Below are 15557 nucleotides of genomic sequence, written 5' to 3'. Positions count from 1 at the left end.
GAAGAGCAGAAAATTTCTGCTCTTCTTTTATTTTGATATGTAGTTACCTTTTATAATAGTTTGATCTTGTCATTCGAAAGATCCACAATTTTATCTTTGTACAAACCACCAATTGCTTTCTTAAAATTCTTTTTACTCATCTGCAGTTCTGCTTTGATGTCTTCAGGAGAAGACTTATCAGAAAGATGAAGCAAACCAAAGTTTTCTTCTAATTTATTTAAGATTTTCTGTCTAAATTCATCTATATTTTCAAAGCCTTCAGGTTGCAGTGAAACATCAATCTTTCCATCCTCACGAATTGTTTTGATATAGCCTTCCTCTTCAGAAAGCGGATATAGTTTTTTGTATACATCTGATGTGTAGACCAGCCCGATATATTTTTTATTGATGACAACATTCCATCCCAATTCGCTTTCATTCATCATGATGAGATCCACTTTGTCACCTTTCTGAAAAGGCAGATCTTCGTATTGCGGATTTCTTTTGAATTTTGTGGTTCCAGTGATTAATTCCAGTTCGTCATCAACGTAAAGTTTGACAACATACCTCTTACCTTCAATAATTTTTGTCTTTTGCTGTTTGTAAGGAATAAAAAGGTCTTTGATGATTCCCCAATCCATAAAAGCACCACTCGGAAGGCTCTGTACACAGCTCATCACAGCAAATTCGCCCACTTCCGCCAAAGGAGTTTCGGTAGTTGCTTTCAGTTTGTGATCATCCTGATAAACGAAAACTTCAATCTCATCGCCAATTTCTTTTTCGTCACGAATGAAAACTTTAGACATGAAAGCGGTTTCGCCTGTCTCTGATTCAAGCATCCATCCTGAATTATTTTTTTCTGAAATTTTTAACGTCTGAGTTTTTCCGATTTTCATTGATGATAATTTAATTGGCAAAGGTACGGAAATTAGTTTGAGAGTTTAAGCGTTGATGGACCGGAGTTTTAGCAGTTCTGAAATTTTCTTTATTTATTATTTTTCCTGATGACTTTTATACTGAGGAACTAAAAAGGAGAGACAAAAAGCCTCTCCTGTTATAATCTTAAAAAATAATATTTCTAGAAATCTAAAATCAATATTAAGATTTATTCTTTAATCCATTTTAATGTCTTATCGATTGTTTTAGATTTAATATTGATTAAATATTCTCCTTTTACTAAATGATCCAGATAATATGTAGAAATTTTATCACTATTCGTACTGTTTTTTAGTTTTCTGAAAACCAGTTTCCCACTCAAATCGTACACTGAAATATCATGAACATCATTTTGTCTGGTAAATTTAACATTCAATATTCCTTTACTCGGGTTTGGATATATCACAAAAGCATCATTATCCTGATTAGCTTCGTTAACTGCCAATACCTGATTAATCGTAAAATTAGAAGGATTGATATGATAGAAAACATTTCCTACGCTTGCTACCATAATTCTTGCTTGGGAAGAACCAACATTCGGAACAGTAATTGTTTCTGAACCGTCATTGGGTGTAGATGCTAAAATTGTAATCGGGTAAGTAAAGCCGCCATCTGTAGAAAGCAAGATGCTCACATTAGCACAGCTCACAGGAGCAGCAGTAGTATTGGCTACATTCCAGGTTACTGTTTGTGTACTGTTTCCTGCCCATACTACTGCTGTAGCAGGTGCAGTTACCCTGAACGGACCAGAACTGCCATCAACAGTAATCGCCACATCGTCATTTGCAACACCGGCACAACCTGCATTATTATCTCTTACTGTTAATCTGAATTCCAAAGATCTTGCATAATTTGGCCAAAATTCACCTCTGGTAACAGTATTGCTCAGAACATCGGCAATCTTCGGAAAATATCTGAACGGAACCGTTGCAGGAAGATATGATCTGAATAATGGTGCATTTCCTGTAGGAACATTCCAGCTTCCTGAGGGTCCCACATCATTTTGTTCCCAAGAATAAGTAAGTCCTGTGTTTTGTGCATCTGTAGCAGATCCGGTTAATTTAAAAGGTGTATTTACAGGTATTGTATAATCACTTCCGGCATTGACAACCGGAGCTGTATTAGAAACGGGCGATGTAACCTGACAGGTTTTTCCCAAAACTGTTGCAGTTATCGTTTGAAAAGAACGAGTGTGAAACGTAGCAATACTATTAGGCGCAAGATCATTTGTATTTCCACAAATTCCCGCATAAGCCATGATTGTCACACCGCTTCCCGGCTCTACTGCATTGGAAGCTGATCGGTTACCATTACAACTGCCTGTGATCGCATTGAACGTATGTGGTCCCCCAAACTGATGACCCACTTCGTGTGCTACATAATCTATATCGTAAGGATCTCCTACCGGATTTGAAGAACCTGTGATACCACTTGCTTTTTGATTGCTGATACAAATGACCCCCAATCCTGCCAATCCGCCACCTCCGGTACTGAATGTATGTCCAATATCATAATTTGCAGACCCAATGATAGAATTTATATTGATCTGGCTTTCATCAATCAATATACCAGCGTCATCATTTCCGCTGAAAGGATCTGTAGCGGGATCTGTAAAAACAATACTGGCTTCATTAGCTACAAGTATCAGTCTTACAGCTACTTCCTGTTCATAAACACCATTTACTCTGTTTACACTCGTAACGATTGCCGAAAGGGTTTGTGAAACAGTAGGAAAAGGCAGACCTGTTGCTGCAATTGCATATTCGCCAGTACAGGCAACTGCCAATCTGAAAATCCTGATCTGATTACCTACGCTCGGAGTTACAGTTTTTTGTGCGTTTTTTTTTTCATATTCCACATCATCTTTTACACCGCAGCTTCTCACATGAGTATTTACCAAGTCATTTTTTTTGTATACAATGTAATGATTAACATCATTTTTTGAATAGGGATCAATATATAAATCTCCTGTGACTACAGATTTTATCTGAGCATGAAATCCTAATTCTGTAAAATCTAGTTTTACAGTAGCGTATATATCATCAATTCCTTGTCCTGTAAATGTTATGATATTTGGAAATTGCACTGCCAGTTGACGATCCATAACAGAAGATTTCCAAATTTTAAATCTGGCCTTCGTTCCGTCTGGCATTGGTAAAATAATAATGCTTGCATTATTTTTAGGATCATTATCATTTAATTCGGGAACAGAATTAAAATAATTTTTTATGTTTCCTACATTTAATTGATAAGTTAAAAACTTTTCCGGTTGTACTGTTCTGTTTTTGGGATCAGCTTTTATACTCCTTTCGTTAACAGGAATGAAAAAATCTTGTGATTTCACAAAAGAGACAGTCAGAATAAACACCGCTAAAAAAAGTAAACGTATATTTTTCATAACATATATATTTGATTTAATCAAAAATACCATTTTATTTTATAAAAATAATGCAGAAACTCCCAAGAATTTCTGCATTATTATCAAATATTTATTTTAAGTGTTCTAAAACACTTAAATTTTATTTTTACATATGAATTGATCTTTTTCCTGTAGCATCCAAAGCAGCTTCTTTCACGGCTTCTGCGTACGTTGGGTGAGCATGAGAACTTCTCGCAATATCTTCTGCACTTGCACGGAATTCCATAGCAATTACACCTTCAGCAACCAAATCTGCAGCTCTGGCTCCGATCATATGGAAACCAAGAACTTCATCCGTTTTTTCGTCTGCAATGATTTTCACCAAGCCATCAACATCACCACTTGCACGGCTTCTTCCTAATGCTCTCATCGGGAACGTTCCGATTTTATAAGCTACACCTTCTTCTTTCAATTGCTCTTCAGTTTTACCAACTCCGGCAACTTCAGGCCAAGTATACACTACTCCAGGAATTAAGTTATAATTAATGTGAGGCTTTTGACCAGCCAAAGTTTCAGCAACAAAAGTTCCTTCTTCTTCAGCTTTGTGAGCCAACATTGCCCCTTTGATTACATCACCGATCGCATAAATATTTGCCACATTGGTCTGCAAATGGTCATTTGTTTTTACTCTTCCTCTTTCATCTAATTCTACACCTGCTTTCTCCAATCCAAGACCGTCTGTGTAAGGTCTTCTGCCTACAGAAACCAAACAGTAATCTCCTTCTACAGTTACTTCTTCTCCTTTCTTATCTTTTGCAGTAACTTTTACAGTATCTCCATTTCTTTCAACCGCTGAAACGGCTGTAGAAAGCATGAATTTCATCCCTTGCTTTTTAAGAACTTTTGTCAATTCTTTGCTTAAAGCTCCATCCATAGTAGGGATGATTTTGTCCATAAATTCAACCACAGTAACCTGAGCTCCAAGTCTCAAATAAACTGAACCTAGTTCAAGACCGATTACTCCACCACCGATTACCACCAAATGCTTAGGAATTTCTTTTAAATTTAAAGCTTCTGTAGAAGTAATCACTCTTTCTTTATCTAAAGTGATAAAAGGCAAAGATGATGGTTTAGAACCTGTTGCGATAATTGTATATTTAGAATCGATGGTTTCAACAGAACCATCGTTTTTTGTAACTTTAATCTGAGTTGCAGATTCAAAACTCCCAAGACCCTCAAAAACAGTGATCTTATTTTTATCCATCAAAAAGTTGATTCCTTTTGTGGTCTGCTCTACCACTTCATTTTTTCTCGCAATCATTCTTGCGATATCCGCTTTTGGCTCATTAATGATAATTCCGTGGTTTTCAAAATTGTGTTTTGCGTTTTCGAAATGCTCAGAACTGTCAAGAAGTGCTTTTGAAGGAATGCATCCAACGTTAAGACAAGTTCCGCCTAAAGTTGAATATTTTTCAATAATTGCTGTTTTGAAACCTAATTGTGCAGCGCGTATTGCAGCCACATAACCTCCAGGACCAGAACCTATTACGGTAACATCGAATTGACTCATTTTATTTTTATAATTTATTATTAGCTATTCTTAGATCATTACAAATTTACTGATTAATTGCCACGCTGCAAAGTGAGATTTGTCAAGTTTAAAGCAAAAATTTAAAGATATTATAAATCCACATTTAGTTTCCCCTGCCCAAAAGTTCCCGTACTTTCAAAATAAGAACCACCGTAAATATACCAATCAAGATTTTCCAGATATTCAACTGCATTTTCAGGTTTCATTCCGGCGACCTCCTTTTTTGCGATAATTCCTTTGTACCACCTCCCTGATTTTGTAAAACTTTCAAATTCCACATATTTAAGCCAAATTCTCTGACAGAGTTTGCATTGTAAAATACTTACCTCAGCATATCTTCCATTGGTTTCATCTATTCCTACATCTGAAGTTCTGTAATCCGTGTGGTGTAATTCAGGTTTTTCGCAGACACAGCCCAACTTTTGGATCTTATTCATGAAATTTTTATTTAAAATTATTGAGAGCCAAATTTAGGAAAATATAAAAATTTACAAGGTTTAATAAGTATTTATTTCTTCATCAAATCCAACAAAACCTTCTCGTAATTATCTAAAATCATCTCCTTAGAAAATCTTGATTTTATAGAATTGATAATCCATTCCTTATCGTAATTCTGTTGTAAAATAGATCTTATTTTTTGGGCAAAATCTTCATGATTGTCTATATTCCCAATCTCACCGTTGATTTCATTTTGGATAATTTCATTGATTCCTCCAGGACAATTATTGGCTAAAGAATACGTTCCGCAGGCTCCGGCTTCCAACAAAACATTCGGAAAACCTTCATATCTTGAAGAAAGAATAAACAAATCTGCAAATTTCAAAAACTCATATGGGTTTTCCTGTCTTCCGTGGAAAACAACATTTTTTAAACCTAAAAAATCTTTCATCTGATGAAGGATCTCACGGTCTTTTCCGTCACCTAAAATATGGAGGATAATTTTTTCATTCTTTAACCTCGAAAAGACTTTCAAGAGATTATCAAAGCCTTTTCGGGCAGATAAATTTCCGATGGCGACAACGTTTTTATAATTGTATTTAAAACTTTCGGGTTTATATGAAAATAATAGTTTTTCATTAATAAAATCAAAATCTACAGGATTATTAATTTTAATGATTTTTGACGGATTGACTTTAAAGTTGTTGACAAGATCAGTCATCATGTCATCACTCTGTGCGATGATCTGCTGATAATTATTGTAGAAATTATAGAAAAATCTGATCTCTTTTTTAGTAACGTGTTCCGAAACAACATTGGTTTCTCTGGCAATGAACTTAACTTTAGGAAAAAGCTTGATAAATAAAGACAAATACGCATTTACTTCACCAAATCCGGAGAAAACAATATCAGGTTTTCTTCGGTAAATTTCTTTTAATATAGGTTTTAGCGAATGTCTGATTCTTTCGGTATTGATGTCAATAATCTCGACATCATTTTTAAGAAAATCTAAATATCCACCCTGCTTGCGTAAAAGCAAAATCTTTGGCTCAAACTTATCTCTGGAAAGATGGTTTGCGATGGTGGTAACAATTCTTTCTGCACCTCCGGTTTCGAGATCCGGCAGAATAAATATGATAGAAATTTTCTTTTTCATTGTAAAGATTTCATTTGAAAAAATCTTTTAATTAAGTTTTTTCTTAATTTACTATTAATAAAAATCAAACTAAATAAAATCAGGAAAATCCTGAGAATGATTGTTTAATACATGGTTAATTAAGAATTGATTCCCTCTTTGATCGAAGAAAATATACCAAAAAGTATGATTATTTGCTTTATATCTCAGAAATTTTTCGCCAAAACTTTGGAAAGATTGAGGTGTTTTTCTATTGATTGGTTTATCAATATTATTCTCTATAAAACTATAAATCTTTTCAGCATACTCTACAGCATAATCTTCAAAAACAAAATATTTTTTATGAAACAAAATATCTACGAGATCATTAATTTTATTTTCAAAATCTTGTTTATAAAAAAATTATTACTTCCAAGGTAAATTTCTAATGTGTTCAATTGTTCTTCTTTTCATTTCTGTATGAGAAATTCCTTTAGCAAATCTTTCATCAAAATCATCTTTTATTAAGTATTCTTCCTGGGTTTCAGCAACTATTGTATTTGAAGTCATTCTATCCTTGATTTCCATCAATTTTGAGATCTCCTCCAACTCATTCATATCTTTTATCCATTGAATGAGTACTTTTTTAGCTTCAAATATTGGATTTTCCATTTTAAACCTATTTAAAATTAATTCGCAACATCACTGATAAACTTAATTCTCAGCATCCTAACTTCTTCGTCAGAAAGCTCATCTCCAAACTCATCCAGCAAAACTTTCATGCTGTCGCTTTCAGATTCTGTCATAAATTCCATGAATTCATCTACAATATCTTCATCAAAATTCTCTTCGATATAATAATCGATATTTAGTTTTGTTCCCTGATAGACAATACGTTCCATTTCTTTCAATAAATCGTTCATTGAGAGATTCTTGGCTCTTGCAATATCTTCAAGGTCAATTTTTTTATCAGTGCTTTGAATAATGAAAACTTTATGGCTCGATTTATTTGCCACATTTTTCAGCACCATATCCTGAGTACGCTCTATATTGTTGTCTTCAACATATTTAGAAATAAAATCAGCGAATTCTTTACCGTATTTTTTTGCTTTTCCTTCGCCAACTCCGTAGATTTTTGCAATTTCTTCAAGAGTAATCGGATATTGAACGGTCATGTCTTCCAAACTCGGATCCATGAAAACCGTATAGGGCGGAATTCCATGCTTTTTGGCAACTTTTTTTCTAAGTTCTTTCAACTGACTAAATAAATTCTGATCCAAACCTCCAGCTGCCTGCATTTGTACTTGGTCACTGTCTGCTTTGGTTTGCGAAAGATCAAATTCGCGGTCTTCAGCTATTAAAAAAGATTCTTTGAATTTTCCTTCAATCACCTGATGACCTTTTGGCGAAATTTTCAGAACACCATAGGTTTCAATATCTTTCTGTAAAAAATTCTGAACGGTTGCCTGTCTCAAAATAGTTTTCCAGTAATTGTCTTTTTCATTTTTTCCGAAACCGAAAAATGAAGTCTGCTCAAGTTTATAAGATTTTGTGACTGCGTTTTCTTTACCCACGATCACAGAAATCAGATCTTTAGATTTGAACTTTTCATTGGTTTCCTTTATCAGTTCCAGAACTTTTTCAAGATCCTTAGTTGCATCTTTTAATTTCGGCGGGTTTGATGCGTTGTCACACATATTGGCTCCTTCACCTTTTACCGGGTCGAAAGTCTCGCCAAAATAATACAGTATATATTGTCTTCTGCTCATGGAAGTTTCGGCGTAACCTACCACTTCATTTAAAAGCTGTAACCCGATTTCTCTTTCGGAAACAGGCTTCTGAGCCAAGAATTTTTCTAATTTCTCAATATCTTTCGGATCGTAGAATGCCAAACAGTGACCTTCTCCTCCGTCTCTTCCTGCACGACCTGTTTCCTGATAATAGCTTTCTAAAGATTTTGGAAAGTCGTAATGAATCACAAAACGAACATCCGGTTTATCAATTCCCATCCCAAAGGCAATAGTCGCAACGATAACATCGGCCTCTTCCATCAGAAATTTATCCTGATTCGTCACTCTTACTTTTTGGTCTAAACCTGCATGATACGGAAGTGCATTGATTCCGTTTACCTGCAAAAGCTGGGCAAATTCCTCTACTTTTCTTCGACTTAAGCAGTAAACAATTCCTGATTTTCCTTTATGTTTATTAATAAATTTTACAATTTCTTTATCAACATTTACTTTCGGGCGAACTTCATAATAAAGATTAGCTCTGTTAAAGCTTTCTTTAAAAACCAAAGCATCCGTCATTCCCAAAGTTTTCTGAATATCATCCTGAACTTTCGGTGTTGCAGTTGCCGTAAGAGCAATCACAGGCACATCGGCAATTTTGTCGATTATTGATTTTAGATTCCTGTATTCTGGTCTGAAATCGTGTCCCCATTCTGAGATACAGTGTGCCTCATCAATGGCAACAAAAGAGATTTTTACATCTCTGAAAAATTCAAGATAATCTTCTTTGATCAGAGATTCAGGAGCTACATAGAGAAGCTTCGTTTTTCCGCTTTTTATATCATCAAACACCTGTTTGGTCTGAGTTTTGTTGAGAGAAGAATTAAGAACGTGTGCTACTCCATTTTCAGAAGACAAACCATTTACGGCGTCTACCTGATTTTTCATTAAAGCAATCAATGGAGAAACTACAATAGCAGTTCCCTCTGAAATAAGGGCGGGAAGTTGATAACACAAAGATTTACCCCCTCCTGTAGGCATCAAAACAAAAATATCTTTGCCCTGTAACAGTTCTTCAATAATAAGTTCCTGCTGACCTTTGAAAGTAGAAAATCCGAAGTATTTCTTTAACTCGCCTGATAAATTGGCTTTTTTTGCGCTCATCTAAATTTGTATTGCTAAATTTGCATCTAACCCAAAGTTATAACTTTTTTACTGAAAATAAAAGTAAACAGATTTATAAAAAATAAAACCTGCGTTAAAGATTCTTAAATATTGCAGTTTTACTTTGGAATAGTTTAGAAAGAAATCATACCGGAAAAATGGATATATCAAACATTATTTCAATCGCCAAGAGCACTTTAGCCATAGAAATCGAAGAATTAGAAAAATTAAAAAACAGAATAGATAATGACTTTGTAAAAGCAGTAGAAATCATTCATTCTGCAAAAGGAAAATTAATTGTCGTAGGAATCGGAAAATCTGCTCATGTCGGGAACAAAATTGTAGCCACTTTGAATTCTACAGGAACCCCGTCACAGTTTTTACATGCTTCCGAAGCCATCCATGGTGATTTGGGAGTTATTCAGAAACAGGATGTTGTTTTATGTATTTCAAACTCCGGAAATTCTCCGGAAATTACCAATCTTGTTTCTTACCTTAAAGATTATTCTTCAGCATTGATAGGAATGACCGGAAACCGAAAAAGCAAACTGGCAGAATATTCTGATGTCATTCTTGATACTCATGTTGATCTGGAAGCCTGCCCGAATAAACTGGCTCCTACAAGTTCTACCACGCTGCAAATGGCTTTAGGAGATGCTTTGGCAATCTGTTTAATGGAGCTTAATGATTTCAAAGAAAATGATTTTGCAAAATTTCATCCCGGCGGAAGTTTGGGTAAAAACTTAACGGCAAGAGTTGAGCAGTTTGTTTCGTCACAAAAGCCACAGGTTACAGAGGAATCTTCAATCAGAGACGTAATTATCTCGATCAGTGCTTCAAGCCACGGAATTACGGTTGTTACGAACGAAGAAAAAATTGTTGGGGTCATTACAGATGGAGATTTGAGAAGAATGCTATTGAATGGTGATGATATTTCTAAAGTTTTGGCACAAAATATCATGTCTGCCAATCCTAAAACCATTGAAAAAGATTCTTTGGCAAAAGCAGCGATGAAAGTCTTAAAAGATAACAATATCGGACAGCTTGTCGTGACAGAAAACGGACAGTATTTTGGGATTATTGACATTCATAAACTTTTGGACGAAGGAATTAATTAAGACTCAGATTGAAGTTGAGAATAGATTTAAATTGATAAAAAAAACTTTAAAACGTTAATTTTAAATATTGAAACCATAACTTCTGACTTCTATCATTCAACTCCACACTTTTTTTCATAAATTTGAAAACATTAAAAAAAATTCTGTGAGTGAAGGTAAAGAAATGTCCTTTTTTGGGCATATTGGTGAACTGAGAGGTCATCTTATCCGTTCAATTATCGCTATTGTTATTGCTGCCGTAGTCGTAGGATTCAACATCAACTGGATCATGGATCACGTTTTTTTCGGACCTACCAGAAATGATTTTCCTACTTTTAAAATCGTTAATCATTTTTCGAGAATGATTTTGGGTGAAGACAGCATTGAGCTTCCCAAAGAATTTCCGGTGCGTGTACAGCGATTGTATCAACAGTTTAATGTGATGATGGCGGTTTCTATTTTTGGCGGTCTTGTCATTGGTTTCCCTTACATCGTCTGGGAATTATGGCGATTTATCAGTCCGGCTTTACATCCAAACGAAAGAAAAAACTCAATATTCATCATCAATTCTGTATGGATTCTTTTTATGACAGGAGTTTTGTGCGGATACTATTTAATATTACCATTCGCAGTAAATTTTGGAGTCATCTTTAAAATCTCAGACATTATCATTCCGCTTTATGATTTGAGCGATTATACAACCCTTTTCCTGCAGGTAGTTTTAGGAATGGGTGTTGTTTTTCTTTTCCCGGTTTTAATCTATTTCCTGACAAGCATCGGAATTCTGAATCCTGCTTTCATGAGAAAATACAGAAGACACGCAATTGTTTTGATTATGGTTGTTGCCGCAATTATCACTCCTGCCGATGTTTTGAGTATGATGATGGCAGCTTTACCGCTGTTATTCCTTTACGAATTCAGTATTTTAATGTGTGCCTATACTTATAAAAAAGTCCAGAAAAGGGAAGCAAAACTTCCTGCCGTAAGATAAGAGTTGAATTAATAAAACGATTATATCAAATAGTTTGTCAAAATAAAATCTGACAAACTATTTTTTTAATTTAATTTTCAATAATTACTGAAAGTTCAAAAAGATTTATTTATATTTGTTAGAAATAAAACATTAATCAAGATGAATAAAATATTAAACTATTTCATTGCAACAGTCTGGCTCATCAATGGTCTGTTTTGTAAAGTTCTCAATTTAGTTCCCAGACATCAGGAAATTGTAGGAAGAATTTTAGATGGTAATCGTTCAAGGACTTTAACAATTATTATTGGAATTTCAGAAATAATTATGGCTGTCTGGATTTTATCCGGATTTAAATCAGGACTGAATGCAGCAACACAGATGATCATCATTATATCAATGAACATTCTTGAATTCATTTTAGTTCCCGATTTATTGCTTTGGGGTCAGTATAATTTACTTTTTGCCTTCCTTTTTATTCTTCTTATTTACTTCAATGAATTTTATTTAAAAACTAAAACTACAATATGATGCTGAAATTTTTAAAAAACCATCCGTTTGCTGTAGAAGCTTTTTTTGAAAGTTCGCTTGTTTTCACATTTGCAGTTCCGAAAGAAGAATTACAGCATCTCATTCCTGAATGTCTGGAGTTGGATATTTTTAAGGATAAATGGGCTTTTGTAGCTGCAGCAATGGTGCAGACAAAAGATTTACGCCCGAAAGGTTTTCCGAAATTTTTGGGAAACGATTTTTTCCTGATTGGCTATCGCATATTTGTACGATACACCAATAATGCAGGGAAAAAGTTGCGTGGTCTATACATCCTAAAATCTGAAACCGATAAAAAGAAAATGGAATTCATGGGAAATATTTTTACCCATTACAATTATACGACAACCGATATTCAACAATCGGAAAAAGAAAATTTAAGAGAAATTCATTCAATTCAGTCAAAATTTAATATAAAACTAAGTCAAAACGAAGAAAATGTTTCTCTTCCTGACAACTCTCCATTTGCAGACTGGAAAGAAGCCAGAAGATTTGCGGGACCTTTACCTTTTACTTTCACTTATAATAAAAACACAAAAGAAGTTCTGATCATTGAAGGGATAAGACAAAACTGGACTCCGACACCTGTAAAAGTTATCGATTATCATTTTGATTTTTTAGATCAATTAAAACTGAAAAATCCAATCTTAGCCAACGCTTTTATCATTAAAAACGTTCCATATTACTGGAAAAAAGGAAAACTCGAATCATGGAAATAAAAAGAAGAAAATTTCAGGGTGTTTTGAATATTTTAAGCTTCAACCGGCATTTCTATATCATTGGAATCGGAATTTTAGCTTTGATTATCATCAGTCATCAAATCTTAGGGTGGTCAGATATTTTGTATTGGATCATCATCGCTGCTTTCATTTATGGATTAATTATGCCGTTAATTGTCTCTGCATATGTTTATGATTTTTCAGGATATTATGATTTTAATTGGCTGAAAAGATGTGCTGTTGATGATTCAAAAGTTATACAAATTATCAATATTAATGCAGGTTTTGACGAGACAAGTTTTATTATTAAAAATAATTTCCAAAATGCAGATCTGAAAGTTTTTGATTTTTATGATGCAGAAAGACATACCGAACCTGCAATTATCAGAGCAAGAAAAGTGAGTTTATCTTATCCCGGTACACAACAAATGAAATCAGATTCAATAGCAATGAATGATGATTCTGCTGATCTTATTTTTTTGCTTTCTGCTGTACATGAGATCAGGTCAAATGATGAAAAAATTCAGTTTTTAAAGGAATGTCACCGTGTATGTAAAGCTAACGGAAAGATTATTATGGTAGAACATTTACGTGATTTTCCGAATTTCTTAGCCTTCTCTGTAGGATTTACCCATTTTTTCTCTAAAAAAGTCTGGGAAAATGCTTTTAAAGCTTCCGGTTTTAAAACTTTTGAAGAAGTCAAGTTTACTCCGTTTATGTCTATTTTTATCTGTAAACCTTAAAAATTCTTTACAATGCATACTCATTTAATTGTCATCGGGATTATTTTCATTGTTTTAGCATTGATCCATATAATTTTTCCTAAATATTTTGAATGGGAAAAAGAATTCAGATCATTGAGTCTGATCAACCGTCAGATCATGAAAGTTCACACCATTTTCATTGCTTTAACGGTTTTTTTAATGGGTTTACTTCTCCTTACTTCATCAAATGAATTAATCGAAACCAATCTCGGTAAAAAAATAATATTCGGACTGGCAATTTTCTGGACTACCCGATTGATCATTCAGTTTTTCGGCTATTCATCAAAATTGTGGAAAGGCAAATTGTTTGAAACCACAGTACATATCATCTTTTCAGCGCTTTGGATGTACATAAGTTTTGTGTTTTGGATCATATATTTCAGTTCATATGCAAATTATTGAAATTAAATTTTATATTTTTGAAAGCATCAAATTTCGCATCGAATGAAAAAGCTTTCACATTCTATTTTCTTAGCTTCCGGATTGGCTTTCGGGCAGTTTTTTGAGCAAAATAAAACTTTCACTAAACAAGATACTCTAAAAGGATCAAATACCGAATTCCGTAATTTTTGGGATGTCAGAAAATATGAATTATCGGTAGAACCTGATTTTCAGAAAAAAAGTATTGTAGGAAATAATAAAATCAGTTTTGAGATTATAAAAGATGTGACAAATCCTGTTTTTCAGATTGATCTTCAGCAACCGATGAAAGTTGATGTGGTACAATGTAGTTTTCCTACTCCAAAACCATTTAAAAGAGAAGGAGATTTTATTTTCATTTCGTCTCAAAAAAACTTTAAAAAAGGAGAAAAATACACGATTGATGTAATGTATTCGGGAAATCCCACAATTGCACAAAATGCACCTTGGGACGGAGGTTGGGTTTTCACTCAGGACGAAAAGGGAAATCCGTGGATGAGTGTTGCTGATGAAGGATGCGGCGCTTCTATCTGGCTTCCGGTAAAAGATATCTGGAGCGATGAGCCTGAAAACGGAATCGTTATGAAAATTATAACTCCATCAGATTTAGTAGGGATCGGAAACGGAAAACTGACTGATAAAAAAACGGAAAACGGAAAAAACATTTTCACCTGGGAAGTTAAAAATCCGATCAATGCTTATTCCATCATTCCGAATATTGGAAAATATGTCAATTTTAAAGATTCTTATAACGGCGAAAAAGGAAAACTGGATCTTGATTATTGGGTCATCGATTATAATTTAGATAAAGCAAAAAAACAGTTTCAGCAGGTAAAACCAATGCTGAAAGCTTTTGAATATTGGTTCGGACCGTACCCTTTTTACGAAGATTCTTACAAATTGGTAGACTCACCTTATCTGGGAATGGAACACCAAAGCAACATTGCTTATGGAAATCAATATGTGAATGGATATTTAGGGAATGATCTTTCCGGAACAGGAATCGGTTTAAACTGGGATTACATCATCATTCACGAAAGCGGTCACGAATGGTTTGCCAACAATATTACCGCAAAAGATAAGGCAGATATGTGGATTCATGAGAGTTTTACGATGTATTCTGAAGTACTTTTCACTGAAGATTATATGGATAAAAAATCTGCGGATATTTACGCTCAGGGGATTCAGAATAATATTGCAAACGATATTCCGATTATCGGAAAATATGGTGTGAGAAATGAAGGAAGCGGCGATATGTATCCGAAAGGTGCAAGTATGCTTCACACGATCCGACAGGTTATTAATAATGATGAAAAATTCAGACAGATTTTGAGAGGTTTAAATAAAGACTTCTATCATCAAACGGTAACCTCCGAACAGATTGAAAAGTACATTTCAGAGAAATCAGGGATTGATTTTTCGAGTGTTTTTAATCAATATTTAAGAACAACAAAAGTTCCGGTTTTAGAATATTCACAAAATGGAACTGAACTGAAATACCGTTTTACAAATGTGGTAAAAAACCTAAATCTACCAATGAGATTTGGTAATCAGATGATTTCTCCTACTGAATCGTGGCAGAAAACTACACTGAAAAGCGGATCTCCTGTCGAGTTTAATAAGAATTATTATGTGAGATATAATAAGATGCAATAAATGAATATTGATTCGAAAATGACAGAAAAAATCATCTTTATTTCATTTTATGAAAATTTTAATACTTAAAA

14 protein-coding genes are annotated in these 15557 nt (G+C 34.1%); 7 read left to right on the top strand and 7 right to left on the bottom strand.

From position 1 onward, the window contains the following. Window positions 1-50 precede the first annotated feature (50 nt). The 7 genes from AC4FQ5_RS05210 to recQ form a co-directional block, all read right to left on the bottom strand. Window positions 51-875 carry a CvfB family protein gene (locus AC4FQ5_RS05210; protein ID WP_491141436.1) on the bottom strand — a complete coding sequence of 275 codons (825 nt, stop codon included), beginning with the start codon at window positions 873-875 and terminating at the stop codon, window positions 51-53. 209 nt (window positions 876-1084) lie between these two features. Beyond that, window positions 1085-3313: a reprolysin-like metallopeptidase gene (locus tag AC4FQ5_RS05205; RefSeq protein WP_491141435.1), complete on the bottom strand. Its 2229-nt coding sequence runs from the start codon at window positions 3311-3313 to the stop codon at window positions 1085-1087. A gap of 127 nt (window positions 3314-3440) precedes the next feature. Then, complete coding sequence (gene lpdA, locus AC4FQ5_RS05200; RefSeq protein WP_491141434.1) at window positions 3441-4844, bottom strand: dihydrolipoyl dehydrogenase; 1404 nt, start codon at window positions 4842-4844, stop codon at window positions 3441-3443. Between the two features lie 110 nt (window positions 4845-4954). After that, complete coding sequence (locus AC4FQ5_RS05195) at window positions 4955-5302, bottom strand: hypothetical protein (protein WP_491141433.1); 348 nt, start codon at window positions 5300-5302, stop codon at window positions 4955-4957. Between the two features lie 71 nt (window positions 5303-5373). Next, window positions 5374-6459 carry a glycosyltransferase gene (locus AC4FQ5_RS05190; protein ID WP_491141432.1) on the bottom strand — a complete coding sequence of 362 codons (1086 nt, stop codon included), beginning with the start codon at window positions 6457-6459 and terminating at the stop codon, window positions 5374-5376. 384 nt (window positions 6460-6843) lie between these two features. After that, window positions 6844-7089, bottom strand: a complete 246-nt coding sequence (locus AC4FQ5_RS05185) for a hypothetical protein (protein ID WP_491141431.1) — start codon at window positions 7087-7089, stop codon at window positions 6844-6846. A gap of 17 nt (window positions 7090-7106) precedes the next feature. Beyond that, the gene (recQ, locus tag AC4FQ5_RS05180) at window positions 7107-9311 is read right to left on the bottom strand and encodes a DNA helicase RecQ (RefSeq protein WP_491141430.1); all 2205 of its coding nucleotides are present in this window, start codon (window positions 9309-9311) and stop codon (window positions 7107-7109) included. 158 nt (window positions 9312-9469) lie between these two features. Between recQ and AC4FQ5_RS05175 the strand changes: the two genes are divergently transcribed. From AC4FQ5_RS05175 to AC4FQ5_RS05145, 7 genes are all read left to right on the top strand, one after another. Beyond that, the gene (locus AC4FQ5_RS05175) at window positions 9470-10429 is read left to right on the top strand and encodes a KpsF/GutQ family sugar-phosphate isomerase (protein WP_491141429.1); all 960 of its coding nucleotides are present in this window, start codon (window positions 9470-9472) and stop codon (window positions 10427-10429) included. A 145-nt stretch (window positions 10430-10574) separates the two neighbouring features. Continuing rightward, on the top strand, window positions 10575-11399 hold the full coding sequence (tatC, locus tag AC4FQ5_RS05170) for a twin-arginine translocase subunit TatC (RefSeq protein WP_491141428.1): 825 nt from the start codon (window positions 10575-10577) through the stop codon (window positions 11397-11399). Window positions 11400-11540: 141 nt separating this feature from the next. After that, complete coding sequence (locus AC4FQ5_RS05165) at window positions 11541-11909, top strand: DoxX-like family protein (protein WP_491141427.1); 369 nt, start codon at window positions 11541-11543, stop codon at window positions 11907-11909. Continuing rightward, window positions 11909-12646, top strand: coding sequence for a DUF2071 domain-containing protein (locus tag AC4FQ5_RS05160; RefSeq protein ID WP_491141426.1), 738 nt, complete (start codon window positions 11909-11911; stop codon window positions 12644-12646). Before AC4FQ5_RS05165 ends, AC4FQ5_RS05160 begins: the two co-directional genes overlap by 1 nt. Further along, entirely contained in the window at window positions 12637-13389 is a 753-nt protein-coding gene (locus AC4FQ5_RS05155) for a class I SAM-dependent methyltransferase (protein ID WP_491141425.1), read from the top strand. The genes AC4FQ5_RS05160 and AC4FQ5_RS05155 overlap by 10 nt, the downstream gene beginning before the upstream one ends. Window positions 13390-13401: 12 nt before the next feature. Then, on the top strand, window positions 13402-13812 hold the full coding sequence (locus AC4FQ5_RS05150) for a hypothetical protein (RefSeq protein WP_491141424.1): 411 nt from the start codon (window positions 13402-13404) through the stop codon (window positions 13810-13812). A 42-nt stretch (window positions 13813-13854) separates the two neighbouring features. Then, on the top strand, window positions 13855-15486 hold the full coding sequence (locus tag AC4FQ5_RS05145) for a M1 family metallopeptidase (RefSeq protein ID WP_491141423.1): 1632 nt from the start codon (window positions 13855-13857) through the stop codon (window positions 15484-15486). Window positions 15487-15557 lie beyond the last annotated feature (71 nt).

It is taken from the genome of Chryseobacterium sp. DT-167, assembly GCF_058310155.1.
Note: the sequence above shows the minus strand (reverse complement) of the source record. Positions and strands in the feature narration are given on the sequence as shown.

Excerpts from the sequence above, each read along its gene's own strand:
- AC4FQ5_RS05195 (WP_491141433.1), bottom strand. The coding sequence starts at position 5,302 with ATGAATAAGATCCAAAAGTTGGGCTGTGTCTGCGAAAAACCTGAATTA.
- AC4FQ5_RS05210 (WP_491141436.1), bottom strand. The coding sequence starts at position 875 with ATGAAAATCGGAAAAACTCAGACGTTAAAAATTTCAGAAAAAAATAAT.
- AC4FQ5_RS05190 (WP_491141432.1), bottom strand. The coding sequence starts at position 6,459 with ATGAAAAAGAAAATTTCTATCATATTTATTCTGCCGGATCTCGAAACC.
- AC4FQ5_RS05185 (WP_491141431.1), bottom strand. The coding sequence starts at position 7,089 with ATGGAAAATCCAATATTTGAAGCTAAAAAAGTACTCATTCAATGGATA.
- AC4FQ5_RS05150 (WP_491141424.1), top strand. The coding sequence starts at position 13,402 with ATGCATACTCATTTAATTGTCATCGGGATTATTTTCATTGTTTTAGCA.
- AC4FQ5_RS05175 (WP_491141429.1), top strand. The coding sequence starts at position 9,470 with ATGGATATATCAAACATTATTTCAATCGCCAAGAGCACTTTAGCCATA.
- lpdA (WP_491141434.1), bottom strand. The coding sequence starts at position 4,844 with ATGAGTCAATTCGATGTTACCGTAATAGGTTCTGGTCCTGGAGGTTAT.
- AC4FQ5_RS05165 (WP_491141427.1), top strand. The coding sequence starts at position 11,541 with ATGAATAAAATATTAAACTATTTCATTGCAACAGTCTGGCTCATCAAT.
- recQ (WP_491141430.1), bottom strand. The coding sequence starts at position 9,311 with ATGAGCGCAAAAAAAGCCAATTTATCAGGCGAGTTAAAGAAATACTTC.
- AC4FQ5_RS05155 (WP_491141425.1), top strand. The coding sequence starts at position 12,637 with ATGGAAATAAAAAGAAGAAAATTTCAGGGTGTTTTGAATATTTTAAGC.
- AC4FQ5_RS05205 (WP_491141435.1), bottom strand. The coding sequence starts at position 3,313 with ATGAAAAATATACGTTTACTTTTTTTAGCGGTGTTTATTCTGACTGTC.
- AC4FQ5_RS05145 (WP_491141423.1), top strand. The coding sequence starts at position 13,855 with ATGAAAAAGCTTTCACATTCTATTTTCTTAGCTTCCGGATTGGCTTTC.
- AC4FQ5_RS05160 (WP_491141426.1), top strand. The coding sequence starts at position 11,909 with ATGCTGAAATTTTTAAAAAACCATCCGTTTGCTGTAGAAGCTTTTTTT.